Source organism: Desulfoferrobacter suflitae (assembly GCF_022603395.1).
Taxonomy (GTDB): Bacteria; Desulfobacterota; Syntrophobacteria; order Syntrophobacterales; family Syntrophobacteraceae; genus Desulfoferrobacter; species Desulfoferrobacter suflitae.
The window spans coordinates 44,096-70,170 of sequence record NZ_JAIBKA010000006.1 but is presented as its reverse complement, the minus strand read 5'-3'; the positions used below and the strand labels follow the sequence as shown (position 1 = coordinate 70,170).

Sequence of the window (26,075 nt, the reverse complement as noted above, 5' to 3'; positions counted from 1 at the left end):
TCCTTGGCAGACCCCCGGCCTCAGGCGGATCGAACCGGATGATTACGTTTTGCCGCCCGTCTTGGACTCCCCTCCGATTTCCAATACGGGCTGGACCTCCTGAAGTTCGTAGACTTCCAGAATATCTCCCACTTTGATGTCGTTGAAGTTTTCTATGCCAATGCCGCACTCGAAGCCGGCCTTCACCTCTTTGGCATCATCCTTAAAGCGTTTGAGGGAGTTGAGCTTGCCGTCATAAATCACCACCTGATCACGCAACACCCGCACCTTGGCATTTCTCTCGACCCGTCCGTCCAGTACATATGATCCGGCGATGGTGCCGATTTTAGGCACGTGGAAGGTCTGCCGCACTTCGGCCCGGCCGATGACATTCTCCTCATACACCGGCTCCAGCATACCCACCATGGCATCCTTGATGTCGTTGAGGATTTGATAGATGACATCGTAATAGCGCAGATCAACCTGTTCCTGCTCGGCCACTTCCTGGACTTTTGCGTCGGCGCGCACATTGAACCCGATGATGATGGCGTTGGACGCGGAAGCCAGCATGACGTCCGTTTCCGATATGGCTCCGGTGGCCGAGTGGATAAGGTTCACCTTGACCTCGGGCGTGGACAGTTTGGTCAGCGAATCGCTGATGGCTTCCAGCGATCCGTGCACGTCGGTCTTGAGGACAACGTTCAACTCCTTGACTTCGCCTACCTTGATCTGGTCGTACAGGCTCTCGAGTGTCACCTTGGTGGAGCGGGTGAGCTCCCTTTCGCGCAGTTTGAGGGTACGGTTTTCCGCAACCATTTTGGCCTGCTTTTCATCTTCCAATACGATGAAATCGTCGCCCGCACTGGGGACTCCGGAAAGCCCGATGACCTCCACCGGCATGGACGGCCCGGCGGATTCGAGCCGTTGGCCTCGATCGTTGAACATGTTGCGCACTCTGCCCGAGTTGACCCCGCAGACATAGATGTCTCCCGCACGCAGGGTGCCTTCCTGGATGAGAATGGTGGCCACGGGTCCGCGCCCTTTATCCAGCTTTGCTTCAATCACCCAGCCGCGGGCCGGCTTGTTGGGATTGGCCTTGAGCTCCATGATCTCGGACTGGAGCAGCACCATTTCCAACAGATCCTCGATGCCGATGCGCTTCTTGGCGGAAATTTCCACCATGGTGACATCGCCGCCCCATTCTTCGGGAATGAGCCCGTGGTCTGCCAGCTCCCGTTTGACCCGCTCGAGGTTCGCGTTGGGCTTGTCAATCTTGTTGATGGCGACAATGATGGGAACATTTGCGGCCTTGGCATGGTTGATGGCTTCCACGGTTTGCTGCATCACCCCGTCGTCGGCCGCGACCACCAGGATGACCAGGTCGGTCACCTTGGCTCCGCGGGCGCGCATGGAAGTGAATGCCTCGTGGCCGGGGGTATCCAGAAAGACCACGTCGCCGTTTTCCAGTTTGACATAGTAGGCGCCGATGTGCTGCGTGATTCCTCCGGCTTCTCCCCCGATTACGTCGGTGTGGCGAATGGCGTCCAGCAGCGATGTTTTACCGTGATCCACGTGGCCCATGACCGTTACGACCGGGGGACGTAGGGTGAGATCTTCGATGCGATCCTCCTTCACCTGCAAGATTTCTTCTTCTTCAAATGATGTACTTTCCACCTCGAAATCGAACTCCGCAGCAAGCAGGGTTGCCGTATCAAAGTCAATGGCCTGATTGATGTTGGCCGGCAGGCCCAGGTACAATAATTTTTTGAGCAGTTCACCGGCTTTGATGCCCATCTGCTTTGCCAAATTGGCCACCGTGATGGCTTCGTCGACCTTGATGCGCCGCTTGCCCGGTTTGGCCACCGTCGGTTCGGGCTTTGCCGCTTCCTTCAGGGACGGCTTGCCTTTGTCCTTGATCTTCTCGCGACCGGCCTGCGCCGCCAATTCCTTTTTCGAGTAGAGATCCTCCCGCTCGACCACTTCTTTGCGCCGATGCCCCCGGTGTCGACGATCGCCCGCCTCTTTTTCGACTTCCGGCGGCTTGGGGCGCTTTTTCCTGGGAAGTTCCTTGATTTCCTCTTCTTCCTTTACCGCGATGCGTGCCGCCACGGGCGGCAGCTCCACTTCTTCTTCAGGTTCTTCCGGAATGATATCGGGAAGCTTGATAATGCGCGCCGGTTCGTCCTTGGGAGATTTCTTGCGCCGCCGTTTCTTGGCTTTCTTGGGTTTGGCCTTGGCGTCTTCCTCCTCTTCCTCGAGTTCTTCGGCAACCTCGCGCTGCTCTTCCGCGTGCTCTTCTAATTCAGGTTGCGTCAATTCCGTGGGCTGGGCCGGCTGGGCGGCTGGTTCCATAGGCATCTCGGTTTCCGTCGGCTTAGCTTCAACAGGTTCCAATCGTGCAGCCTCTTGCGGAACCTGTTCGGGTTCCGGCTCGGCTGGTTCTTCGGGCAGACTCGGTTCGCCGGTCTCTTCTCTTGCCGCTTCGAGAGGCCCCTCTGCGGGAGCGGACGGGGGTGTTGGCGGAGGCGCTGCTTTTGGGGGCTCGGCTTCAGGCAACGGCGGTTCCGGTTGTTGTTCCGCCGGGGCTGCGGGGGCCGGCGGGGGGGCTGCTACTTGCGGTGCTTCCACCTCCTGCGCTTCAACGGCAGCAGTTGCAGGAGCTTCCTGCGGTTGCGCAGCAGCCTCTTCGGCAACCTCGACAGGCGGGAGTTCCTCTTCTTCCGCTACCTTCTTGCGTCGCCTGATTACGGCACGACCGATGCGTTTTTCCTCGACTTTCTGAGTCGCGCCCGCGCCCCCGGCATACTGATCGCGCACCTTTTGCACGGCCGCTTCATTCAGCGTGCTCATGTGGTTCTTCACCTGGATGCCCAGCTTAAGGATCCGTTCGATCAGTTCCTTGTTGGTTATGTCTAATTCTTTTGCAAGTTCATGCACCCTCATGCGTGCCATTAAAACTTCCCCCTTGTTGTCCTATTTAAACGTCTCTCACATCTCGGCCTCCGCTCCTCGGAATCCTCTCTAGTTCCATGGTTTGGAAGGATTGAGGGCTGTGGGAGGAGGTTTATGGCTAATCCTCTAGCCTGGTTGCGAAAAGCCCGTTGAACCCGGCCGGTGAAGCGCAGCCGGGGCAGGCAATCAGAGCATGCGTAAGCTCCCCGTCCCCCTAAACCTTGATTATAATCGACCACGATCAACTTATCACAATTGATTGCCAGCCGCACAAGTTCAGCTTTCGGCTTTCTGCCGCTGCACACCACGCAGGTTCTGATGGGCGTGTGTCCGCTGCTGACCAAAATTACTCCTCTGATTCCGCTTCCTGCTCCGGTTCGAAGCTATCTTCAGCGGCCGGAGTTGTCTCTTCCTGCTTTGCTTCGAGAGCCTCCTCGTTTGCTGACTGCAAAACGGGGACGTCGTCGGGAAGGGCCCCGCTTTCGTCTTGCTCTTCTGCAGGTGCCTCTTCAGACGGAGCGGCCGGCACGTCACTGTCTTCTTCCAGTGCCTGGGCCGCCGCCAGGCGAGCGGCTTCCTCCTGCATCATGGCAAGGGTTGACGGCGATACCTGGGTCAGCTCCTCAAGTTCATCGAGCCCTGCTTCAACAAACACCTGCAGCGAAGTGATGCCGGCCTCGTACAGTTTGTCCGCGAGCTGCTCGGTGAGGCCGTCGATGAGCAACAGCGACTGATAACCCGCCTGCTTCTGGCGTTCGTAGCGACTTTCGCTCTGCACGTTGATGTGCCAATTGGTCAGTTTGGAAGCCATGCGGACATTTTGGCCGCGCTTGCCGATGGCCAGTGAAAGCTGATCATCCGGTACGATGACATCCATGGTACGATTGGCCTGATCGATGATGACCTTGGAAATGATGGCCGGTGCCAGGGCGTTGACCACAAATTTAGCCGGGTCCATATTCCAGGGCACAATGTCGATCTTTTCTCCGTGGAGTTCCTGGACCACGTTTTGCACCCGCGATCCCTTCATGCCGACACAGGCTCCTACCGGATCGACGTCGGGGTTCTTTGACACCACCGCTATTTTGGCGCGTGAACCTGGTTCCCGCGCGGCGCTGATGATGCTGACAATGCCTTCGGCAATTTCCGGTACTTCGGCATGAAACAACTGGATCAGAAAATGCGGATGAGTTCTGCTCAAGACGATCTGAGGTCCTTTGCTGATCTTCCTGACATCCAGTATGTAGCAGCGGATTCGGTCGCCCTGGCGGTACACTTCCCTGGGAATCTGCTCTTTGGCCGGCAGAATGGCTTCGGCATGTCCCAGGTTCACAATGATGCCGTTCTTGTCAACCCGTTGGACAATGCCCTGCGTGATCTCGGACTTGCGGCCGATGAACTCCTCGTAGACCACTTCCCGCTCAGCATCCTTCATCTTCTGGATGATCACCTGTTTGGCGGATTGGGCGGCAATGCGGCCGAGGGTATCCGTGTCCATGCGAATGCCGAGCTCGTCGCCGATCTCACTTTCCGGGTCCAGATCATGGGCTTCGTGCAGGGAGATTTCCTTATCCGGATCTGTGACCTGTTCCACGACCTCTTTAAACAGAAAGGCCTCGATTTCGCCGTATTCCTCACTAAAAGTCACATCCAGATCGAGTTTGCTGCCAAACTTCTTCTTGATGGCGGATTTGATGGCCTCTTCCAGGGTATTGATCAAAGTCTGGCGGTCGATGCCCTTTTCCCGGCTGACTTGGTCGATCAACCGCTTGAGTTCACTGGCCATGGTGCTCTATCTCCTCACAAAGTCTATACACAGAAGCCCGTCACAGGGGGACGGTCTGTCTATTTTTCAAATGAATCAAAATAACACAATCGAGCCCGCTCCACGAGCGCCACGGGAATCTCGAATACTTCTCCCTGGCAATCGACCGATATCGTTTGGGGATGAACGGCCACCAGAGCCCCTTTGAATTTTCGTCGATTGTGCGCCGGGTCCAAGGGAGCCGAGGTTTTCACCTCGATGATGTTTCCAAGGTGCATTTTGAAGTGCTCCGGTTTGCGCAACGGGCGATTCAGTCCGGGTGACGAAACCTCCAGATGATATGGATTCTGAATGGTATCCGCGACGTCCAAAAGGTCTCCCACCACCCGGCTGACTCGGGCACAGTCCTCCACGGTTATGCCGTCCGGTTGATCGATAAAAATGCGCAATACCCACCCCTGAGACTCACGGCGGTATTCCAGTTCGACCAGCTCCATGCCCTCGGCTTGAATGAGCGGCTCAAGCATTTCCCACAGGTCTTCGGTTAATTCGGTTCGCCTATCTTCCATTCCCTGCAAAAGCCCGGCTGTTGAACAAAAAAAAAGTGGGTGAATTACCCACTTCTCTTAGCAGACCAACAATAAACTACTAGAAGTTAGAAAAGGCTTCTTTACTGAACATCTAGGAGTCGGTCATCCACTAATCGAAGTAAGCGCGCAACCCGCAAGCGGGAACGTGCGGCCACCTCAAAAAGGGAAGCCTTCTCACCGAGAAGGAGCACCTTCTGTTCTGGAGCGGGCGACGGGATTCGAACCCGCGACCCCAAGCTTGGGAAGCTTGTGCTCTACCAACTGAGCTACACCCGCAGGTAGCCCATAACAAACGGAATGTTAATTCATTTCAGGGCGGGAAGTCAAGGTGAATTTGGGGGCGGGTGCACTTCTTTTTCCCAGGACGGCGCCACACAATCAAATGGTCCTATTTTGCAGGTTGGGTAGAGCTGCAGTTAGCCTTCCGGACTCCGCTCTGCACCGCCCGTGACGGCTTGGCCGGGCGCTGCAGGGGCTCACGCCTGGATCGACAGGATGCGGTAGACGCGCACCCCCGCCGGGGTGGAAACCGCCACTTCGTCCCCTTCGCGACGCCCCATCAGGCATCGGCCCACGGGCGATTCTATGGAGAGCTTGCCGTTATTGACATCCGATTCATAGGGGCCGACCAGTTGATATTCATGGGCTTGCCCGGTGTCGACGTTGAGCACCGCGATGACCGTACCGAAACCCGCCTGCCTGAAATAAAATTTGCGCCCGACGAACACCTCGCTGCGGGCCAGCTTCTCTTCGATGTCCTGAATTTTTCTCTGCAGCACCACATGGCGCTCGCGCGCATGGAGATACTGCTGATTGTTCAGTTTTACTCCGTAGGAACGGGCCTCCTGCAGTTCTTCCAGAACTTTCGGCCGCACCACTCGGCGCAGATAGGTGAGCTCCTTCACAAGGCGGTAATAGCCGTATCGAGTGATGGGAACCTTGCTCATGACGGTTACCTGAAAAAGTCGCCGGGAATTTCCCCCCGCTCCCATCTGGCGCGAAACAGAGAAATACCAATCACGGTTTTGCCGTCCTGGATAATGCCCTGGCTGATGAGGTCGTGCACGTGCTCCACTGCAATCAGCTCCACCCGGGAAATCTCATCCTCATCCAGCTTCTGCGACTGTTTTTCCAGGTTTGAAGCTGCAAAGATTTCGATCACTTCATTGGAATAGCCGATGGCGGGAAAATAGCGAAACAGGGGGACCAGCTGCCTCGCCCTGTAGCCGGTCTCTTCCTGCAGTTCGCGGCGCGCACAATCGTGCAGATCTTCACCGGGGTCGGCTTTGCCGGCCGGGATCTCCAGAGTCTCGCGGCCGATGGCGTAGCGCCACTGGCGCACCATCAGGATATGGTCCGCGTCTGGGAAGGCCACCACGGCGGCCGCTTCGGGATGATCCACGCGTATGCGCTCGGTCACCCGCCCCGTTCGCAGTCGCACGGCATCCAGGTCGGCGCTGAAATGGTTCGCGTAGAGACTGCTGAGTGTCTTGATCTTTTCTTCCATGAAATTTGGCCTACATTCCTTCTGCTAAGCGGAACAGTTCGCCGCACACGGCTTTGCGGTAGAAGAAATAAAGCATTTTTCCCCGGAGGGATCAAGGGGCTCAATGCGGTTGCTCAAAGGCGGATTTTTTGCGAAAACTGAATGGTCGAGTATAATGCGGCATTCGTGACAGGAAAATGGTCGGCGCGAATTTTGGTGAGTTTTGCATATTCGTAACGGAGGCGGCTGGCTTGAATTGGAGGAATTGGAATGGACCGGATTGTTTATACGCCCATCGGCGTAATCAGATCTCCTTTTAAACAAGTGACGGGAGCGCCCATCCAGCCGGGCGGCGCCAAAGGCGTCCGTGGCTCGGCAGAGCTGAATCCGGCAATGGAGGAGGGGCTCAACGACCTGGACGGATTCTCTCACATCATTTTACTCTATCATTTTCATCGTTCCGAAGGCTTTGCCCTCACCGTCACACCGTTTCTCGACGACCAGCCGCGCGGCCTCTTCGCCACCCGCGCCCCGCGGCGCCCCAACGCCATTGGGCTGTCGGTCGTCAGGCTTATGGCCAGGGAGAACAATGTATTGCACATCGAGGACGTGGACATCCTGGACGGGACTCCGTTGCTCGACATAAAACCGTACGTTCCGGAGTTTGATGTGAAGCAGGTCGAACGATGCGGGTGGCTTGCCGACAAGGCAAAGGGTGCAACCGATGTCAAGGCGGATAGGCGATTTGCATGAGAGGCGGGGATCCGGGTGTGAGCATATTTTTCCATAGAGTTGCGGCTGAGCGGTGAACATGGTTCCCGCCAATGTTCACCGTAAGCCGTTGAATATTGCCCATCGGGGCGCCCGCTCGCTGGCTCCGGAAAACACTCTCGCTGCTGCCGCAAAGGCGCTCGAGGTCGGTGCGGACATGTGGGAGCTGGACGTTGCCATGACCGCAGACGGCGAGTTGGTTGTCATCCACGATGCGACGTTGGAGCGAACTTCCAATGCCACGAACGTGTATCCGGACCGCAAGCCGTGGCGAGTGAGTGATTTTCTGCTGAAGGAGCTGGAGCCGCTTGATTTCGGTTCCTGGTTCGTCCGCCAAGACCCGTTCGGTCAAATTGCCGCCGGCAGCGTCGCTGAATCCGAGTGCGCACGCTATGCGGGAGAGCCGATGCTCACGCTGGCCAAGGCTCTGGAGTTTTCTCTCGAGCACCGCCTGCCGATCAATGTGGAAATCAAGGATTTGGCGGGAACCGCAGGCGATGCCGTCGTGGTCGAACGGGCCGTTGGCCTCATCGAGGACCTGGGGGCGGAAGATTACGTTATCCTGTCTTCCTTCAGTCCTTCCTATCTGCGGCGAGCGAGAGAGGCCAACGCCGGTTTGACCACCGCCCTGCTGAGCGATTCTTACCGGGAGAACCTCATGGCGCTGCTGGGTGAGCTAAAGACACAAGGATTCCACCCCCGCATCGAGGAGGTGCCGCGGGTGAATGTTGCAGCTTTGCAGCAATGCGGCTATGCTGTGCGCGTGTGGGTGGCCAACGATGAAGCGGCCATGCGCGCCATGATGCAAACCGGAGTCGATGCTGTGTTCACCGATTTCCCCCAACTTTTGAAAAAGATTCTGACCTGTTGAACATCACGCTGCTGGCTGCCTTGCCGGATGAATACCGCTGCTTCAAGAGGCTTACCGGAGGTTGGCGGCTTGTCTGCCGACGACCTTTCCGGGAGTTTGCACGTACGGACCCCGCCAAGCAACTCCATCTGGTGGAAACGGGCATGGGGCAAAAGAGGATAACAGCGGCTCTCAACTGGATAATGCAGGAAGCGCCCCCCGATATGCTCTGCTCCTTTGGGTTTGCAGGCGGTTTGAGCCGGGAGTTGCGCGTGGGGCAGGTGGTCTGCGGTGCCCGGTTCAGTGCTCCGCATGCAGGTCGGGACGGTGTTTTTCCAGAGACGATTGCTGCCGGCGGCTGTGCCGAAGCTCTGGCGGACTTTTGTCACACCCACGGCGTGATGCCGGCCGAGATCGTCACCGACGAGCAGCCGAGAGAAAAATGTTCGGTCATGCCGGGCTGTGGCGACCTGGCCTGCGTCATGGATATGGAGAGCTGGTTCATTGCGCGGTTTGCGCAGCAGGAGGGAATACCGTTGATCTGCTTTCGTGCCGTAAGCGATGGACTCGGGGACGAAATCACCTTCGATTTGGATGAGATCACCACGGAAGGCCGGGTAACCATAGCGAAGGTGGTGCGCCTGTTGGCCAAACACCCGCGTCTCTTGCCGGAGTTTTACGCACTTTGGAAAAACTCGACTCGGGCGGCCCGGGAGCTCGCACGAGTCGTGTCCGGTTTGGTGGATATTCCTTCATTCAGGCTGGAGAGAATGGCTTCTCAATGCCGGGGGGGCAGAGAATAGTCGAGGCTTCCCGCAGCCTCTCAGATGATCTATTTGCAGGGGGCTGGATGGAGCCGCATATTCCCCTGCCAAACGCATCAGGGACGGGCGGTCGCCATGGCGGGTGCAGGATCCCGGGGTTGTGCCGGCACGGGCCTGGATTTGCCAAAGTCCGCTGCGTGCCTGGTAATGCACGTGGCATTGAGGTGAGTCTGTTTATACAGGGTAAAAAAGAAAACCAGCAGAGCAGGAAAAAAGATCAGCAGGCAGTCGACGGTGGCCAGAAGGATTTCACCGATCCAGAAGGTGATGGCGACGTTGAAGAAAAGAATGGAGGCGTAAAGCACAGGCCCGAGCAGAACGATTCCCGGTATGGCATGCAAAGCGGATGTTTTTCCGGGTTCCAAAAGGCGCTGGCGATCGAGCATTTGCAAAGCCCCGACCAAGACAAATCCCACCACCAGCCAGCCGGCAAAATTACTCATGGGAACCCCAAAATAGACACCGATTTCCCGGTATCCGTAAATCTGGCCCAGAAACCAACGGTGGCCGTGCAGTGTAACGGGATCGATAACGATGTCCAAGAAGACGAACAGGAAGGATCCCAGGACCAGCGTCTGCCAGGACTGTCGAACGCGATGGGTTTCCAGCACGAAGGCGTTGCCCTGGGAAAAAAGCACCGGGCTGAGCAGGAAGATGGCCATGGAATAGCTGCAGTAAGAGAGGAACACATAGGACAGGGAGTCCATAAAGGGAACCCCGGCGAGCCAAAGCTCCTGGTTGATGGTCGCCGGAATGTAGAAATAATCCCCGTATGGGATTCCCCAGTGAATCGAGCTGTATTCGGAAAGCCAGGCAATGCCGTAGCCCAGAGGCAGATAAACCAGGGTGCGCCGCCAGCCCATGTGGGCTGCTGCGGCGACCAGATAGACCGCCAGAAAGGCAAAGACATAGGGGCGCAGAAACACGGTACCCAAAAGCAAATTCAAAAACTCAGGCATGCAGATTCCACTCGACCATACGCAGTAAGTCCCTGCCGTTCATTTTTCTCACCACCGTCGGCTCAAAACCGCAATGCACCATGCACTGTGCACAGCGCGGATCCTTGCCCGAAGCGTAGTGCTCCCAGTCGGTTTTTGTCATGAGCTCCCGATAGCTGGGGTAGTGGGTGTCCGTGATCAAATAGCAGGGGGATTTCCAGCCCCGCACATTGCGGGTGGGGCTTCCCCATGGAGTGCACTTGAGAGATCGATGGCCCGCCAGAAAATCCAGATATATTGGATTGCTGATCAACGGGAAGCGTTTCTGCCAGGTGCGGATCTCCCTGAATTTCTGGGTGATTTCCTGACGGGTCAGGAAAACATCGCGCGTCACTTTTTCATAGCTGAATCCCGGCGCCACCAGGATGCCGTCGACTCCCGCCTGAGCCAGTTGTGCAAAAAGCTTTTCCAGGTCCTTGACATCGGTTTCACGGTACACCGTGGTGTTGGTGCTGACGCGAAATCCCTTTCGCTTGGCCGCCTTGACTCCGGCAAGAACCTTTTTGAATCCTCCTTTACGGCCAATGATCAGGTCATGTACCGGTTCAGTGCCGTCAAAGTGAATGTTCCAGGTAAAGCGCGGGTTGGGCTGAAACAATGGGAGCGATTCCTCCAGCAGCAGCCCGTTCGAGCAGAAATAGATGTGTTTCCCGCGGCGCAGAACTTGGCGCACCAGTTCCTGCACCTGGGAGTACATCAGCGGTTCTCCGCCGGTGATCGTGACAACCGGTGAACCGGCCTCGTCCACCGACTGGAGGCACTCTTCCAGGGACATCTCCTGCTGGAGTGTCCCGGCGTATTCTATGATGCGGCCGCACCCCGAACAGGTGAGATTGCACCGGTGGGTGGGTTCCAGCATGAGGACCAGGGGGAAGTGCTCGTCGCCGTTGATCCTTTTCTTGAGCAAGTAAGCACTCATGGATGCATAAAGAGAGAGGGGAAAACGCATGGTGTGGTTACCTTCCAAAATGTGATGATCGCCGCAGACGGCACAGAAACAGCCAGAGGAAAAGCAAAAAAGCGGGACCTTGCTCTATCGAATCTGCGCTTTCGGCGTGCTTTGTGGTCAGCAGTGCCTCTACCGCCAACCGTCAACGTTTGACATAACAGTTCTCGCGATACCAGCGAACCGCGTCTTCCAAGGCAACGCTTGCCGGCGTTTGTGGAAGTCCCAGTTCGCTGATGGCTTTGTCCGCTTTAAAGAACATGTAGCGATGGGCCATTTTGACACCTTCCGGAGGAATCAGGGGTTCCGTTCCGGTAAGCCGGGCAATGAGCTCGCTCAGGTAGGACAAATAAAGCACGGGCCGATGCGGCAGACGAAGGCGCGGCGCCGGAATCTTTGTGATTCTTTGCAACAGGCTGAATATTTGGGATAAAGTCAGATTTTCGTTGCCCAGAATATACTTTTCCCCGATTCTGCCCTTTTCCAGTGCCGCCAGATGGCCGTGCGCCACATCGGAAACATGCACGATATTTAATCCCGTATCCAAATAGGCAGGCATCCTACCGTTGAGAAAATCAACGATGATCCTGCCGGTCGGGGTTGGCTTGTGGTCGCCAGGTCCAACAGGAGTGCTGGGGTTTACAATGACTAGTGGGAGACCCCGGCGAAAAAATTCTTCCGCCTTGCGCTCCGCCAGAAATTTCGATCGCTTGTAGTGGCCGACCATGTCTTCCAGACGCACGGGCGTCCCCTCATCGGCCGGCGTGCCGTCAGGGTTCAAGCCCAGAGCACCGACGCTGCTGGTATAGACTGTCCGCCGGACACCGTGCTGCAGGGCGGCTTCGAGCACATTGGCCGTACCGGTGACGTTGTTGGCATAAATTTCGTTTGGATTGCGGGCCCACAGCCGATAGTCGGCGGCCACATGAAAGACCGCCTCGCATCCCGCCATGGCCCGGTAAACCTGATCAAAGTCTTTCAGATCGCCCTGTCGCCAATCGATGGGGTCTGCCGGAAGCCGGCGCTGGAAGACGGGGCCCCTTCGCAGAGCCCGCACCCGCCAGCCTCTTTGCAGCAGCTGAATGGCAACGTGGCCGCCGATGAAGCCGCTTGCCCCCGTGACAAATGCCGTCGGCATGCTTGCATCCTGTCCAAAAGTTATCCTGGTTTCCTGTAACAAGTTTGCGCCCTCCATATAACAAAACAGACCGGCCGATTCAATGCGCATATTGACAAGAGGCGCAGCAAACCTTTTTTGTTGACACAAAATAGCGCGTAGAGTAGAGACTTGACATTCCACCATGTTTAGAGGCATATAAACCCGTTTGTTGATGCACAGGTCGGAGGATGTTTACGCGCAGGCATGAACATTTTGAAAAGGAGGAGAGGATGCAAAAGAACAGTCTTTTGGCTCTGGCACTGGTAACATCATTGGTCTTCTTTGGGCCGGCCGCCCAGGCAACGGCTGCCGACACCATCAAGATAGGAGCCTATCTGCCCATGACCGGTGCCGTGGCCGCCTATGGCGAAATGGAAAATGCAGGCATAGAAATCGCCCGCAGCATGGAACCCGAGGTGCTCGGGAAGAAAATCGAAGTCATTCTGGTGGACACCAAGAGCGATAAGATCGAGGCCGCCAATGCGGTGACTCTTCTGGTTGAAAAGGAAAAAGTAGTGGGCATTCTCGGGGAAGCCATCAGTGGCAATACCATGGCCGGCAACCCCATTTCCGAAGCGGCCAAGATCCCCTCTGTGAGCCCCACGGCAACCAATCCCCTGGTGAACCAGGGCAAGCAATATGCCTTCCGCGCCTGCTTCATCGACCCCTTTCAGGGGGAGGTTGCGGCCCGTTTTGCACTGAACGAGCTCAAGGCCAAGACCGCTGCCGTGATCATTGATATCGCACAGGATTACTGTGTCGGCCTGGGTAACTTCTTTGTCAAGGAATTCGTCAAGAACGGCGGCAAGATCGTTTCCACCACCTACATCCAGACGGGCGATCAGGACTTTTCGGCCCAGTTGTCTGCGGTGCAGGCCGCCAACCCCGATGTCATCTACGCTCCCAACTACTACACCGAAGACGCTCTGATGGCGAAACAGGCGCGCGATCTCGGCATCAAGGCTCCCATCCTGACCGGTGACGGCGCCCAGGCGGACGCTTTGATCGAAATCGGTGGAGCCGCCGTCGAGGGGATGTATTTTACCGGGCATTTCCACAAGGACGCGGCGACCACCGAGCGATCCAAGCAATACATCAAGCTGTATGAAGAAAAATTCAAGAAAGAAGCCGACGCCTTCGGGGCGCTCGGTGCCGATGCTTATTTTCTGCTGGTGGACGCCATCAAGCGCGCCGCATCGACAGACGGCACAAAAATTCGTGACGCCCTGCAAGACACCAAGGATTTCCAGGGAGTATCGGGTATCATCACGATGGGAGAGGATGGCAATCCAATCAAGAGCATGGTGATCAACAAGGTCCAGGACGGCAAATTTGTTTACGTCACCACGGTGAATCCGTAGCCGGCTGAATCGTCCGGTGGTCGAGGTCAACTGCAACCACGGCGCTTCTGCCAATGGATATAAGTGCTGCCAATGTGACGCAATACATGGCTGTTATGAGTGGCAATGGAGGCAGGGTAGGCGTTCAGTCTACCCTGCCTTTTTTGAGTCGGCATCCGTACGGGACGTGGTTGAGCTCTTCCAACACCTGACGAGAAAGCAGCGGGGAGAGCATTTTTCACCGGAGAGTGAATTCCTCCGATGATTTCAGAATAAGGACTTCATGTGACCGGGACAATTTTATTTCAGCAGTTGATCAACGGAATCTCGCTCGGCAGTCTATACGGGCTGGTCGCCATAGGTTATACGATGGTTTACGGCATCCTGCGGCTGATCAACTTCGCCCATGGCGACCTGCTGATGTTTGCTGCCTACACGGCCATCTATTTGATCGGCATCTTTACGCTTCCCTGGCAGATCAGCTTTCCGCTGGCCATGGTCATTACCGGGTTGATGGGAATCGTGCTGGATCGATGCGCTTACCGGCCGCTGCGCGACGCCCCCAGAATTTCACTGCTCATTTCCGCCATCGGCGCCTCCTTTCTGCTCGAGAATCTGGCCATTGTCATCATCGGTGGAATTCCCAAAGGGTTTCCACGCCCGCCGATGTTTGATCACGTAATCACCATCTTGGGCGTTCGAGTGCAGGTGCTGACCTTGTATACCCCGGTCATCACCATCGTGCTGCTGCTTGGACTGCTGTATATCGTCTACCGGACCAAGGTGGGCAAAGCCATGCGAGCCGCTTCCAAGGACTTTGAGGCCACTCGTTTGATGGGCATCAACCTGGATCGGGTCATCGCCATCACATTTTTTCTCGGATCGTTTTTGGCGGCGGCAGGCGGCATCATGTGGGCTATGAAATACCCGCAGGTCAATCCGTTTATGGGAGTTTTCCCCGGGCTCAAGGCGTTTATCGCAGCTGTTTTGGGCGGCATCGGCAACATTGTGGGAGCGGTCATCGGGGGATTTCTGCTGGGGCTGGGGGAGATCATGATTGTGGCTTTTTTCCCCGAAGTGTCTCAATACAAGGATGCCTTCGCCTTTGTGATTCTGATCCTGGTGCTGTTGTTTCGGCCGACGGGCATCATGGGAGAACCCATGATCGACAAGACCTGAGAGCTTGAGCCGGCGGGGCGCGAGCTGCCAGAGTACCCGTCAGCCATTGCCGACTGCGGCTCCTGTGAGCGGGGTGCTCACTGGGGTGAGTGAGTTGCAGAGAATTTTAAGGAATAAGGGATGAGCAAGGAAAGACGGAACCTGCTGCTGAACATCATGGGCATCCTTGTGCTGTTCGTGATCCTCTACCTGTTCAACGAATACGGGACTGACTACCAGATTCGTATCCTGAACAATATGGCCGTCTTCATCACCCTGGCCGTCAGTTATAATTTAGTGAACGGCATCTGCGGGATACTGCACCTTGGCCCCAACGCCTTCATCACCATCGGCGCCTACACCTCGGCTCTACTCACCATGAGTGCCGCCGAAAAGCAGATGACCTACATCATTGTGCCGTTGGTCTGGCCGCTCAATGTTTTGCATACGCCTTTTGTGGTATCGTTGTTGTTGGGCGGTTTGATGGCTGCGGTGTTTGCCTTTGCCATCAGCTTCCCGGTGTTTCGCGTGCGCGGCGATTATCTGGCAATCGTCACGCTGGGATTCGGCGAAGTGATCAGGGTGCTGGCCAACGCATTGCAGGGTGTGACCAACGGCCCTCTGGGACTCAAGGGATTGGTGCCTTACACGAATCTTTGGTGGTCCTGGGGGGTGGCAGTTCTAACCATCATAGCCATCACCAAGCTGATCAACAGCAGTTATGGACGAGCGATGAAATCCATCCGGGAAGATGAAATCGCCGCCCGGGCAATGGGTATTGATCCGTTCAAGCACCTACTCATGGCGTTTCTCATCAGCGCCTTCTTCTGTGGTGTGGCGGGGGGGCTGCTGGCTCATCTGATCACCACCATTTCACCGACTTTGTTCACCTTTTTTCTCACTTTCAATCTGCTCATTATCATTGTGGTGGGCGGATTGGGAAGCACCACAGGGGCGGTCATCGGTGCCGCCCTGTTTGCCTGGGGCGGAGAAGCACTGCGTATCGTGGAACGTCCGACCGATCTTGGATTCCTCAAAATTCCGGGGATTCCCGGTATGCGCATGGTTATTTTTAGCATTATCCTCATGCTGGTTATCATTTTTGCCCGCCGCGGCATAATGGGACGCAGTGAATTCAGCTGGGATTGGTTGTTGTCGAAGCTGGGCTGGAAAGAGAAGGGATTTTAGGAACACCCATGGGTGATTTTTTCCAACTGAACGACCTGGTGATGCAATTTGGCGGTCTGACCGCCGTGAAGGATTTTTCCATTGAACTGCAGGCGGGCGAGTTGGTGGGCCTGATTGGGCCTAACGGAGCCGGGAAAACCACGGTTTTTAACATGATCACAGGCTTTCTGACGCCGACCTCCGGGCAGGTGCGTTGGCAGGGTGAGGAGATCACCGGTTTTCCCGTCCATAAGGTCACCGCCCAGGGCATTGCCAGAACGTTTCAAAATATCAGGCTGTTCACGGACCTGACCGTCTTGGAAAATGTGATGATTTCGTTTCATCAGCGTATCCGAACCTTTTTCTGGGAAGCAATGTTAGGCTTTCCTACCTATCGACGTGAAGAAAAACGAATCCGCGAGAGTGCCATGGCATTTTTGCAGGAACTGGGATTGGCCCATCTGGCTAAGGAAAAAGCCGGTGGATTGGCCTACGGGCAGCAGAGGCGCCTGGAAATCGCCAGGGCCCTTGCAACCCGTCCCAAACTGCTGCTGCTGGATGAACCGGCGGCGGGCATGAATCCCCAGGAAACCAACGAACTGGCCGTATTGGTGCGCGAGCTTCGGGACAAGTACGCGCTCACGATCTTTTTAATCGAGCATGACATGAAATTTGTCATGGGCCTGTGCGAACGAATTAAAGTTTTGGACTACGGCATTACCATCGCTGAAGGAACCCCGGCGGAAATCCAGAGCAATCAGGCCGTCATCAAAGCCTACCTGGGAGAACCGAAGTAGTCGAAGCCGATTTGGAGATTTACCGAATGCTTAAAGTTGAAAATTTGCAGGTCTACTATGGAGGTATTCATGCTTTGAAGGGCATTCATATCTCCGTGGAGAAGGGCCAGATTGTGACCCTCATTGGTGCAAACGGTGCCGGCAAGAGCACCACGTTGCGTGCCATTGTCGGGCTGGTGCGGCCGCGCTCGGGTTCGGTGAAATTTCTTGGCAACGAGACGACTCGGCTGAGCACGCATCAGATCATCAAACAGGGTATAGGGATAGCTCCGGAGGGCCGGAGGGTTTTCCCCAACCTGACCGTGCTGGAAAATCTGGAACTGGGCGCCTATAATACCGGCGGGAAGGACTTGGAGGTAAGCCTCGACTGGGTGTACACTCTATTTCCCAGATTGAAAGAGAGGCATAAGCAGCTGGCCGGAACCCTCAGTGGAGGAGAACAGCAAATGCTCGCGCTGGGCAGGGCTCTCATGAGCCGGCCCGATTTGGTTCTGCTGGACGAGCCTTCGCTGGGATTGGCTCCGCTAATCGTTGAAGAAGTGTTCAACACGATTCAGACGATCAACCGGCAGGGGGCCACCATACTGCTGGTGGAGCAAAATGCTATGGCGGCTCTGCACGTGGCTAACTATGCCTATGTGTTGGAGACGGGCAGTGTGACTTTGGAAGGTCCCGGGCAGCAACTTTTGCAGGATGAGCGTGTGCGCAAAGCCTACCTCGGAGAAGATTAGCGGGTGGTACGTCTGCAATTCTCGCAAGCAGCGTTCCCCTTCGTTCCATTCAAGTCTTTTTGTTCCCTCAATTGAGTGATTTCATCCGCAACCCCTTGCCGTGCCGGCGCGTCTTACCAAGGCCACAGACATTCAGTGAGTGAGGCTGACTCTGTGAGTTGCAGAGCCTGTCCCGGATTCTCATTCAGGCGTTGCCGGATGACTATTGCGGCTTGGCCTGACGCACCCCGCTGAGTTTGACTTTTCAGTTCAGCCGGGCGGCATCTTCCTGTAAAATCTGCAAGGACGACAGTTCCAACTAGCCGGGCGGTGCAAAATTGTCTATTTAATTTGTGAACCTTGAACAGCGCGGCGGGATTTTTCATGCGACAACAGAACCTGTTCCAACAACACATTGAGCGGGAACTTGAATCCATGGCGCCTTTGGCGGACAGGATGAGGCCAGGGTGCCTGGAGGAGTTTGTCGGCCAGGCGCACCTGCTGGGCCCGGGCCGCATTTTGCACCGGCTGCTCACCAGTCGACAGCTGCAGTCGCTGATTTTGTGGGGTCCTCCAGGCTGTGGTAAGACGACCCTGGCGCGGCTGATCACCAATCATACCGAAGCTCATTTGATCGCACTTTCAGCGGTCACCGCAGGAACGCGGGAAATTCGCTCGGCCGTAGAGGAGGCAAAGCAGGTCTGGATGAAAGCCAGGAAGCGCACCTGGCTTTTCATGGATGAAATTCATCGATTGAACAAGGCACAGCAGGACTCGCTGCTGCCGCATGTCGAGCATGGCACGCTGATCCTGCTTGGGGCCACGACGGAGAATCCCTCCTTTGAGGTCATACGTCCGCTGCTTTCCAGAACTCGAGTATTGGTTTTGCAGCCGTTGCTTGAAGAAGAACTGCGGATCATAATCGACAGGGCACTGCAGGATGAAAAGCGGGGGTTGGCTGGTTACCGTGCGAGTCTCAGTCGGGATGCGGAAAGCTACCTGCTCACTTCCTGCGGTGGCGACGCCAGGATCGCTCTCAACGCTCTGGATATTGCGGTGCGCTCCACTCCTGCCGATGATGGGGGCAGACGATGCATCGAACTGGACACGATGCAGGAGGCGATGCAGAGGCCGGCCGTGCATTACGATAAGGCCGGCGAGGAGCACTATAATCTGATTTCGGCGCTGCATAAGAGCGTACGCGGCAGCGATCCGGATGCCTGCCTGTATTGGTTGGCGAGAATGCTGGAAGGAGGGGAGGACCCTCTCTATATTGCCCGGCGATTGGTGCGCATGGCCAGCGAGGACATTGGCCTGGCCGATCCCTTTGCATTGGTGCATACCATGCACGCCATGCAGTCGTACCAGTTCCTGGGCAGCCCCGAAGGAGATTTGGCCCTTGCTCAGGCGGCCGTCTACCTTGCCCTGGCGCCCAAGAGCAATTCCATCTATACGGCTCTGGGCAAAGCGCGCGAGGCGGCCAGGAAAACCGGTTACGCCGCGGTTCCCCTGCATCTCCGCAACGCCCCCACCGACCTGCTGAAAAAAACCGGGTATGGAAAGGGTTATCGCTACCCTCATGATGATCCCAGCGGATGGGTTGCCGAAAGGTATCTGCCCGATTCGCTGCCCGCCGTACAATTCTATCATCCGACTCCCAGAGGGTGGGAGGGGAAATGGCGCGAGCTGCTCGCCGGCAGGCGCCGCCGGGTGGCCGGAGAAAAAGGTGCGCAGCAACAACATGAATCGTCCAGTGCGATAGGCGGGCATGAAGAACGTTAAAGATAAGAGAAAAGATCTGGAATCTTTCAAGCCGTTTAAGCTTGTCAAATATGTGTCTGTTTCAAGTCTTGTGGTCATTTTGGTGAGTACCCTGCTGTTGTCCTCGTTCATTACTCAGCGGGTGAAGGCCATTTTGCTGCAAAAGAGCGAGCAGTATGCGTATCTTTTGGCTGAGAATATCAATCATCAGGTCTTTTTTGAATTCACGCTGCCCACTCTCATCGTGGATGGAGCCATCCGTTTGAGCCGCAAGAGCCAATACGAAAGGCTCGACAAGGTGGTGCGCAACACGATCCATGGGTTTTCCGTTGACCGTGTGAATATTTACGATCCCGACCAGGTGCTCACCTACAGCACCGTGCCTGGGAATATTGGAACCAAGGGCGATCTGGGGGAACCTTTCCAGAAGGCCTTGAAAGATGAGTCCGTTTCGTTTCTTGTGGGCGAGGGCAGTTCGTTTTTGGGCTTTGACTGGAATGGTGGGGTGCGCCAGCTGAAGACCTACCTTCCCATGTGGGAGGAGCTCCCCATGAGCTTGAAAAGAGGCAAAGTTCTCGGGGTGTTTGAAATCACCCAGGACATGACCCGCGAATATGAGTCGATACATCGCTTTCAGCTCATCATCATACTCAGCTTCATGGTGTTTGTCGGCGTGCTCTTCACCACCATCATTCTCATAGCCAGAAGAGCGGATACGATCATCGCAGCCCGGACTGCGGAACGCAACAAGCTGGAGGAACAGCTGCATCAGGCGGAGCGGCTGGCGGCCCTGGGGGAGATGGTGGCGGGCGTTTCCCACGAAATCCGCAATCCGCTGGGGATCATCCGCAGCACTGCCGAACTGCTTCAGGGTCGAGCGGAAAATGAACGGCAGAAGCGCTTTTCGTCCATTATCGTGGAAGAGTCTACGCGTTTGAACGACATCCTGACGGAATTCTTGGACTTTGCACGACCCAAGACGGTTGCGCCGACACGCTGCCGGGTCGAGGATATCCTGGAAAAGAATCTGAGCGTGCTGGACGCCGAGTGCCAAAAGCTTGGAGTGTGGGTGGAACGGCGCTACGAGAGCGGCAATTACACCATGGAGGCGGATCGGGATATGCTCTACAGGGCTTTCGTCAACCTTTTTTCCAATGCGCTGCAAGCCATGCCGGACGGCGGGGCCCTGGAGGTTCGAACGGCGCTGGTGAACGGCGCCGCCGGGGCGCCGCAGCTCGAGGTGGTGGTCAAGGATTCAGGGCGGGGAATCCCTGTAGAAATTCAAAAAAAGATTTTCAATCCATTTTTTACCACCCATGAAACAGGCACCGGCTTGGGCCTTGCCATTGTCCGAAGTATAATAGACAGTCATCATGGCGACATAGAAATTGACAGCCGGGAAGGCGAGGGAACGGCTATAATCATACGGTTGCCGCTATTTCAGCCGGGCTCAACCGATGTTGAAGAAATCACGGTGTAATCCACTATGGAAACGATTCTCATTGTTGACGATGAAAAAAACTACCTTTTGGTCCTCGAGGATCTGCTCTTGGAGGAAGGCTACCAGGTGTTGACTGCGGATTCGGCGCAGAAGGGGCTGGAGATTGCCGAGGAGCATGAAGTGGATGCGGTGATCACCGATATGAAAATGCCGGGCATGGACGGAATTGCCCTGTTTGAATCCATCCACGTGCGGAAGCCGGATGTTCCAGTAATCATGATGACCGCCTACGGCACCCAGGAAAAAGCTCTGGACGCCATGAAAAAGGGTGCCTTCGATTACATTTTCAAGCCATTTGAGAATGAACAGTTCAAGTTCACGGTGCGCAAAGCGGTCGACCATCACCGCCTGGTTCAGCAGAATCGCTATCTGACCAAGGAACTTCACGGACGTTACCAGTTCAGCAACATTATCGGAAAAAGCGCCGCCATGGAGCGCATTTTCCAATTGATAGAAAAAGTGGCGCCAAGCAAAGCCACGGTGCTGATTACGGGAGAGTCGGGGACGGGTAAGGAGCTGATTGCCAGGGCCATCCACTTCAACAGCACTCGGCAGGATCTTCCGTTCATTTCAGTGAATTGTGGAGCCTTGCCGGAAAACCTCCTGGAAAGTGAGTTGTTCGGGCATGAGAAAGGGGCGTTCAGCGGGGCGCTGAATCAGCGTAAGGGACGCTTTGAAATGGCTCACGAGGGAACCTTGTTCCTCGATGAGATCAGTGAGATGTCTCCTCCGTTGCAGGTAAAACTGCTGCGCGTGCTGCAGGAAATGGAATTCGAGCGGGTGGGCAGCAGCCAGACCATGAAGGTGGATGTGCGCGTTGTGGCCGCGTCCAACCGCAATCTAAAGCATGAAGTTGCCGCCGGGCGGTTCCGCTCCGACCTGTTTTACCGTCTCAATGTGGTTCATATCCAGATTCCTGCTCTGCGCGAGCGAACCGATGACATTCCGCCGCTGGTGAATCATTTTTTGAGCAAGTATGGCCGGGAAAGCGGCCGTGGGCCACTCACCATGCATCCTGAAGCAATGCGGCGGCTGCTGGATTATCACTGGCCCGGGAACATCCGTGAGCTGGAAAATGTCATCGAGCGGGCCGTCATTCTCTGTACCGGGGAACAGATTCTAGTCTCCGATCTTCCCTCCGAGGTGCGAGAGCCGGGTCAGACCGTTCGGCCGGTCTCTTCCGAGGGGGCACAAACGCCGCCGGGACGGGACCGCCTGCCCGAGCTCGATCCCGGTGAGCGGCTGCCGCAATGGGGGTTGAAGCCACGCCAGCTGAGAGCATTTGATTTTTTGAAAAATCACGGCTTCATAACGAACAAATACTATTCGCAGCTGAATGACATTTCCGAGCGCCAGGCCTTGCGGGAACTGAACGAAATGGTGGATTTCGGTCTGCTCACGCGCATTGGCAAAGGCCGTGCGTGCCGCTATGTGCTGGGAGAGGAATATTCCGACCTGCCGCTTTCCTGATCCGTCTGACGCACGCGGCCGGCATCCGGAGACGACCGCTGACGGCAAAGAGGCGGGCCGCAGCTCCGGCCGTATACAACAGGGTATGATCTGCGAGTTGGGTCGGTCTATTGATATGGTATCCAGGGAAAGATCCTTGGCCGTGCACCCTTTTTCGAACCGGCTGAAACTTGACCACCCACCCTCTGGCGCCTGATTAGAGTGAACCACGACACAGACCGCAATCCTTACCGCTGCTTCCTTCCGGACCTGACGGGGTTCGGATCCGCCTGTTGCGCGGTGTCCAATCGGTACCAGAGTTAGCAACGGCCAGCCCAACACAAGCCCTCAAAAGGGCCTTCAACCCCGCTAAGCGGATTTCGGGTTACAAGGCACCGCTAACTCCCCATCTAGCACGACCAAGGCTGAGGGTCGCAAAAATCATTGGCTTTGTAACACATTATGGTGCCACTGACAACCGCTTAGTACGGCGCCACACAACCGAGCGGCCCACCTACACTCCTGCAAGTCCGCTGTATTGTGCTCTGCTGTGCGGCACTCTAATCAGGGCCTGTTCGTGGATGCTATGCCCTCGTCCGTGCCGGGCAGTGGCTTGTTGCAGCAAAACACATTGAAAGGATTCAAGTTCGAGGAGGTCGCGCAGCGTGGGTATCGCCGTCCCGCGGGTGAGATGCCACCAACCGCCCAGGTAGAGAGGTTGCCTGGGGTGGAACTGCGCCACCTTGTGGCGTATTGCGGCAGCCAGGTAGCGTTCGCGTGCGGCCCACGCTTCCTCCGCCCCGTGCACACGGCCGGCTGCGGGAAACCGGCAGGCAGGTTCGCTGGAGGCGCTTATGGCTTTCCCGGCAAGCTCGTACAGTGCGGTTGTGGAAGTGCGCTCGGCAGGCAGGCTGAGCAGAGTTTCCAGGTTGCCCGGGGAAAGCAGCTCATCCCACCCGGCAATGCGCTCCCGGCTGAAATCCGAAGAATCCACCAGGGCCAATGGGACGTTGCGCTGTCTGGAATAACGTGCGGCCGCCCGGTATTCAAAGGGCATTGATATTTGGTTGTGAACCAGGACGATTTGTGGATGCTTCAGGGCCTGTGCCGGGGAAATACCATGCCTTTGTGCTGCTTTTTTGAGGTTGCGGCGAAAAGTTCCATGCAGCTGTCGACGCTTCGTTTGGCGGTATCTGTAGCCGTATGGGCTTAATTCGACCAGGATCAAGTCCGGCCGCACCCGCTCGAGCACGGCCAGAGATTTCCTGCAGCCCCGGGGATCACTGTGGACCGTGCCCACGAACAGGATGGGTGGTGGCCGATGGTCCATACGTTCCCTACGAGAGTACCGCCAACAATTCCTTGAAATGACTGATATGCAGGTGTGCCCGGAGTTTAGAGTTCTTATAGGCGACAAAAAATACACCGGTCGCTGCGGCGAACGCTTCATCGACGGCGGAGTCGCCGACGTACAAAATTTCTTCCGATGAGGCCGAAAACTCCCTGAATATTCTTTCCATGCTCTCGGGGTGGGGCTTCGGGTGGCACACATCGGAAGCTGAGACAACCAGATCAAAATAATGGTCCAGGCCGAAGTGAGCGAGTATGTCTCGGGTAGAGACCGTCCGATTGGTCGCCAGCGCAACCCGGTATGACTTCTTGACAAACTCGAGGGTTTCTATGAGGCCGGGTTCGCACTGCATATATTCGTTGAACTGACTGAAATCTATGGTCCGGCAATACCTGACGGCCTCTTCATAGCGGGGACCGGGCCCCAGCAGGTAAAGCAATGATTGACGCACCGGATGCATATGAATGTATTCGCGTTGCTCCGGCCGAATGCCATGATGACCGACCTGTTGCATCACATGACTGTAGAAGCGTATGTTGGCTTCCTTGGAATCGAACAAAACTCCGTCACAATCGAATACCACTACTTTGATGGTGTTGAAATGTGTCGAGTTGTGCGCAATGTTTGAAAGACTTCGAACGTTGTCCATGGCAATCCATTGTCTGTCGGTTCGCGGTTCCCATGTGATAGACTAATCGTCAAACTTTACAAAGCCCTACTTATAGAATAGGCTGACCAGTGTCAAGCAGGCGGAGAAGCCCTGCGGGAAATCGTCCGAGCAAATTTGCGTGGCCAATTGTAACCGAACTGATGGAAAAATATAAGAGAGCCCCCAATGGATTATGCATGTGATTTTCTTGTGATTGGCAGCGGCATTGCCGGCCTGAGCTTCGCTCTCAAGGCGGCAAGACATGGGACGGTTGCGGTAGTGACCAAAAAGGATCGGCTGGAGACCAGCACCAATTACGCCCAGGGAGGAATTGCCTCGGTGCTGGGTCCGGACGATTCCTTCCAACTTCACCTGCAGGACACGCTCAATGCGGGCGATGGACTGTGCCATCCGGACGTGGTGGAAAACGTTGTGCGCTCAGGGCCGGATCGAATTCGTGAATTGATCGAGTTGGGCGTTCAATTCAATCCCAATTCAACCGGAGGTGCGCCGTTTGATCTGGGGCGTGAGGGAGGCCACAGCCGCAATCGCATCATTCACGCTCAGGACATGACCGGACAGGCGGTGGAGAAAGCTCTGGTGGCGGCAGCCGAAGCCAATACCAATATCCAGATCTATGAAAACTGGCTGGCGCTGGATTTAATCGTCGAGGAGCATTCGATCCGCGCCGGATCCATCGCCGTCGGGCAGGAGAGCACCTGTCGCGGGGCCTATATTCTGGACAGTGCCGGCGGCGAAATCCACAATTTCCTGGCAAGCGCCGTACTCCTCTGCACCGGTGGGACGGGCAAGATTTATCTTTATACCAGTAACCCCGACGTGGCCACAGGCGACGGCGTTGCCATCGCCTACAGGGCCGGCGCCAAGCTGGCCAACCTTGAGTTTGTGCAGTTTCATCCCACCTGTCTGTACCATCCTCAGGCAAAAAACTTTTTGATCTCTGAGGCGGTAAGGGGCGAGGGCGGCCGCCTCATCGACAGGCGCGGCAGAGCTTTCATGGAAGAATACCATCCGCTCAAAGATCTGGCGTTCCGCGATGTGGTCGCTCGAGCCATCGATACGGAGATGAAAAAATCTGGAGATGACTGCGTTTTTTTGGATATCACCCATCTTGATGCAGAATTTGTCAAGAATCGCTTCCCAAATATCTACCAGAAATGCCTCTCCTTCGGTATTGACATCACCAAGGACCCCATCCCGGTGGTGCCGGCGGCCCATTATATGTGCGGCGGAGTCGTCACCGATCGGCACGGCCAGACCTCTTTGAAGCGCCTCTACGCCATTGGCGAGTGCGCCTGCACCGGCCTCCATGGAGCCAACAGGCTGGCAAGCAACTCTCTTCTGGAAGCGATGGTGTTCGCTCACGAGGCGGCGCTCCATTGCACTCAACATCTGGAACAATGGCGCAAGCAGCGCGTTCCCGAGGTTCCCAGGTGGTCCAGTTCAGCAGTGCCAAACGGCAACAACGCGCAGAGCGAAATGGTGCTCATTGCCCATAACTGGGATATCATCCGCCGTCTGATGTGGAATTATGTGGGAATCGTAAGAACCGACAAAAGGCTGGCTCTGGCAAGAAATCACATGGAACAGATACGCCACGAGATCAAAGAGCACATGCCGTATATCAGGGTCAACAACGACCTGGTCGAGTTGCAGAACCTGGCGCTGGTGGCCGAGTTGATCATTCGCTGTGCGATACGGCGCAAGGAGAGCAGAGGGTTGCACTACAACCTGGATCATCCCGCCAAAGATGACCTCAATTGCCGGCATGACACGATCCTGCAATATCAGGCTGAGGATTTCCTCTATGCGGCGCTGGATTGGAAAAAGGTCCTCTGCGTCGCACTCTAA

Annotated in this window: 23 protein-coding genes, 1 tRNA gene and 1 other RNA gene; 12 read left to right on the top strand and 13 right to left on the bottom strand. The window is 56.0% G+C overall.

Annotated features, from left to right (window positions below; genetic code table 11):
• Nucleotides 1-42: 42 nt before the first annotated feature.
• The 7 genes from infB to K1V27_RS11645 form a co-directional block, all read right to left on the bottom strand.
• Nucleotides 43-2,931 (bottom strand): translation initiation factor IF-2, encoded by a 2,889-nt coding sequence (gene infB / locus K1V27_RS11670; protein ID WP_258930177.1) that lies wholly within the window; start codon nucleotides 2,929-2,931, stop codon nucleotides 43-45.
• Nucleotides 2,931-3,236 (bottom strand): DUF448 domain-containing protein, encoded by a 306-nt coding sequence (locus K1V27_RS22795; RefSeq protein WP_353740570.1) that lies wholly within the window; start codon nucleotides 3,234-3,236, stop codon nucleotides 2,931-2,933. Before K1V27_RS22795 ends, infB begins: the two co-directional genes overlap by 1 nt.
• A gap of 41 nt (nucleotides 3,237-3,277) precedes the next feature.
• On the bottom strand, nucleotides 3,278-4,717 hold the full coding sequence (gene nusA, locus K1V27_RS11665; protein WP_258930176.1) for a transcription termination factor NusA: 1,440 nt from the start codon (nucleotides 4,715-4,717) through the stop codon (nucleotides 3,278-3,280).
• A 59-nt stretch (nucleotides 4,718-4,776) separates the two neighbouring features.
• Complete coding sequence (gene rimP, locus K1V27_RS11660; protein WP_258930175.1) at nucleotides 4,777-5,265, bottom strand: ribosome maturation factor RimP; 489 nt, start codon at nucleotides 5,263-5,265, stop codon at nucleotides 4,777-4,779.
• Between the two features lie 221 nt (nucleotides 5,266-5,486).
• Nucleotides 5,487-5,562, bottom strand: a tRNA-Gly gene (locus K1V27_RS11655).
• Nucleotides 5,563-5,762: 200 nt separating this feature from the next.
• Complete coding sequence (locus tag K1V27_RS11650) at nucleotides 5,763-6,233, bottom strand: GreA/GreB family elongation factor (RefSeq protein ID WP_258930174.1); 471 nt, start codon at nucleotides 6,231-6,233, stop codon at nucleotides 5,763-5,765.
• A 5-nt stretch (nucleotides 6,234-6,238) separates the two neighbouring features.
• Complete coding sequence (locus K1V27_RS11645; RefSeq protein WP_258930173.1) at nucleotides 6,239-6,793, bottom strand: NUDIX hydrolase; 555 nt, start codon at nucleotides 6,791-6,793, stop codon at nucleotides 6,239-6,241.
• 249 nt (nucleotides 6,794-7,042) lie between these two features.
• Between K1V27_RS11645 and tsaA the strand changes: the two genes are divergently transcribed.
• The 3 genes from tsaA to K1V27_RS11630 are packed head-to-tail and all read left to right on the top strand — an operon-like array spanning nucleotide 7,043 to nucleotide 9,196.
• Nucleotides 7,043-7,525 (top strand): tRNA (N6-threonylcarbamoyladenosine(37)-N6)-methyltransferase TrmO, encoded by a 483-nt coding sequence (gene tsaA / locus K1V27_RS11640; protein ID WP_258930172.1) that lies wholly within the window; start codon nucleotides 7,043-7,045, stop codon nucleotides 7,523-7,525.
• 58 nt (nucleotides 7,526-7,583) lie between these two features.
• Nucleotides 7,584-8,414: a glycerophosphodiester phosphodiesterase gene (locus tag K1V27_RS11635; RefSeq protein WP_258930171.1), complete on the top strand. Its 831-nt coding sequence runs from the start codon at nucleotides 7,584-7,586 to the stop codon at nucleotides 8,412-8,414.
• Entirely contained in the window at nucleotides 8,411-9,196 is a 786-nt protein-coding gene (locus tag K1V27_RS11630; protein ID WP_258930170.1) for a phosphorylase family protein, read from the top strand. The genes K1V27_RS11635 and K1V27_RS11630 overlap by 4 nt, the downstream gene beginning before the upstream one ends.
• A gap of 77 nt (nucleotides 9,197-9,273) precedes the next feature.
• Here K1V27_RS11630 and K1V27_RS11625 read toward each other — a convergent pair whose 3' ends face one another.
• The 3 genes from K1V27_RS11625 to hpnA form a co-directional block, all read right to left on the bottom strand.
• On the bottom strand, nucleotides 9,274-10,176 hold the full coding sequence (locus K1V27_RS11625) for a carotenoid biosynthesis protein (RefSeq protein WP_258930169.1): 903 nt from the start codon (nucleotides 10,174-10,176) through the stop codon (nucleotides 9,274-9,276).
• Complete coding sequence (gene hpnH, locus K1V27_RS11620) at nucleotides 10,169-11,164, bottom strand: adenosyl-hopene transferase HpnH (protein ID WP_258930168.1); 996 nt, start codon at nucleotides 11,162-11,164, stop codon at nucleotides 10,169-10,171. Before hpnH ends, K1V27_RS11625 begins: the two co-directional genes overlap by 8 nt.
• A gap of 142 nt (nucleotides 11,165-11,306) precedes the next feature.
• The gene (gene hpnA, locus K1V27_RS11615; RefSeq protein ID WP_258930167.1) at nucleotides 11,307-12,299 is read right to left on the bottom strand and encodes a hopanoid-associated sugar epimerase; all 993 of its coding nucleotides are present in this window, start codon (nucleotides 12,297-12,299) and stop codon (nucleotides 11,307-11,309) included.
• Between the two features lie 251 nt (nucleotides 12,300-12,550).
• On the opposite strand from hpnA, the gene K1V27_RS11610 reads away from it, so the two are divergent.
• From K1V27_RS11610 to K1V27_RS11575, 8 genes are all read left to right on the top strand, one after another.
• Nucleotides 12,551-13,681 carry an ABC transporter substrate-binding protein gene (locus K1V27_RS11610; RefSeq protein ID WP_258930166.1) on the top strand — a complete coding sequence of 377 codons (1,131 nt, stop codon included), beginning with the start codon at nucleotides 12,551-12,553 and terminating at the stop codon, nucleotides 13,679-13,681.
• A 264-nt stretch (nucleotides 13,682-13,945) separates the two neighbouring features.
• Nucleotides 13,946-14,839: a branched-chain amino acid ABC transporter permease gene (locus tag K1V27_RS11605; RefSeq protein WP_258930165.1), complete on the top strand. Its 894-nt coding sequence runs from the start codon at nucleotides 13,946-13,948 to the stop codon at nucleotides 14,837-14,839.
• A 120-nt stretch (nucleotides 14,840-14,959) separates the two neighbouring features.
• Nucleotides 14,960-16,006: a branched-chain amino acid ABC transporter permease gene (locus tag K1V27_RS11600; protein ID WP_258930164.1), complete on the top strand. Its 1,047-nt coding sequence runs from the start codon at nucleotides 14,960-14,962 to the stop codon at nucleotides 16,004-16,006.
• An 8-nt stretch (nucleotides 16,007-16,014) separates the two neighbouring features.
• A complete protein-coding gene (locus tag K1V27_RS11595; protein WP_258930163.1) occupies nucleotides 16,015-16,782 on the top strand; it encodes an ABC transporter ATP-binding protein in 768 nt (255 codons plus the stop codon).
• Between the two features lie 26 nt (nucleotides 16,783-16,808).
• Nucleotides 16,809-17,513, top strand: coding sequence for an ABC transporter ATP-binding protein (locus K1V27_RS11590; protein ID WP_258930162.1), 705 nt, complete (start codon nucleotides 16,809-16,811; stop codon nucleotides 17,511-17,513).
• 363 nt (nucleotides 17,514-17,876) lie between these two features.
• A complete protein-coding gene (locus tag K1V27_RS11585) occupies nucleotides 17,877-19,274 on the top strand; it encodes a replication-associated recombination protein A (RefSeq protein ID WP_258930161.1) in 1,398 nt (465 codons plus the stop codon).
• Complete coding sequence (locus K1V27_RS11580; RefSeq protein ID WP_258930160.1) at nucleotides 19,261-20,733, top strand: two-component system sensor histidine kinase NtrB; 1,473 nt, start codon at nucleotides 19,261-19,263, stop codon at nucleotides 20,731-20,733. Before K1V27_RS11585 ends, K1V27_RS11580 begins: the two co-directional genes overlap by 14 nt.
• Nucleotides 20,734-20,739: 6 nt before the next feature.
• A complete protein-coding gene (locus K1V27_RS11575) occupies nucleotides 20,740-22,224 on the top strand; it encodes a sigma-54-dependent transcriptional regulator (RefSeq protein WP_258930159.1) in 1,485 nt (494 codons plus the stop codon).
• 140 nt (nucleotides 22,225-22,364) lie between these two features.
• On the opposite strand, the gene ffs is transcribed toward K1V27_RS11575, so the two are convergent.
• The 3 genes from ffs to K1V27_RS11560 form a co-directional block, all read right to left on the bottom strand.
• Nucleotides 22,365-22,622: signal recognition particle sRNA large type (ffs, locus tag K1V27_RS11570), an RNA gene on the bottom strand.
• A gap of 95 nt (nucleotides 22,623-22,717) precedes the next feature.
• The gene (locus K1V27_RS11565) at nucleotides 22,718-23,533 is read right to left on the bottom strand and encodes a TraB/GumN family protein (protein ID WP_258930158.1); all 816 of its coding nucleotides are present in this window, start codon (nucleotides 23,531-23,533) and stop codon (nucleotides 22,718-22,720) included.
• Nucleotides 23,534-23,540: 7 nt separating this feature from the next.
• Complete coding sequence (locus K1V27_RS11560; protein ID WP_258930157.1) at nucleotides 23,541-24,203, bottom strand: HAD family hydrolase; 663 nt, start codon at nucleotides 24,201-24,203, stop codon at nucleotides 23,541-23,543.
• A 186-nt stretch (nucleotides 24,204-24,389) separates the two neighbouring features.
• On the opposite strand from K1V27_RS11560, the gene nadB reads away from it, so the two are divergent.
• Complete coding sequence (nadB, locus tag K1V27_RS11555) at nucleotides 24,390-26,075, top strand: L-aspartate oxidase (protein ID WP_258930156.1); 1,686 nt, start codon at nucleotides 24,390-24,392, stop codon at nucleotides 26,073-26,075.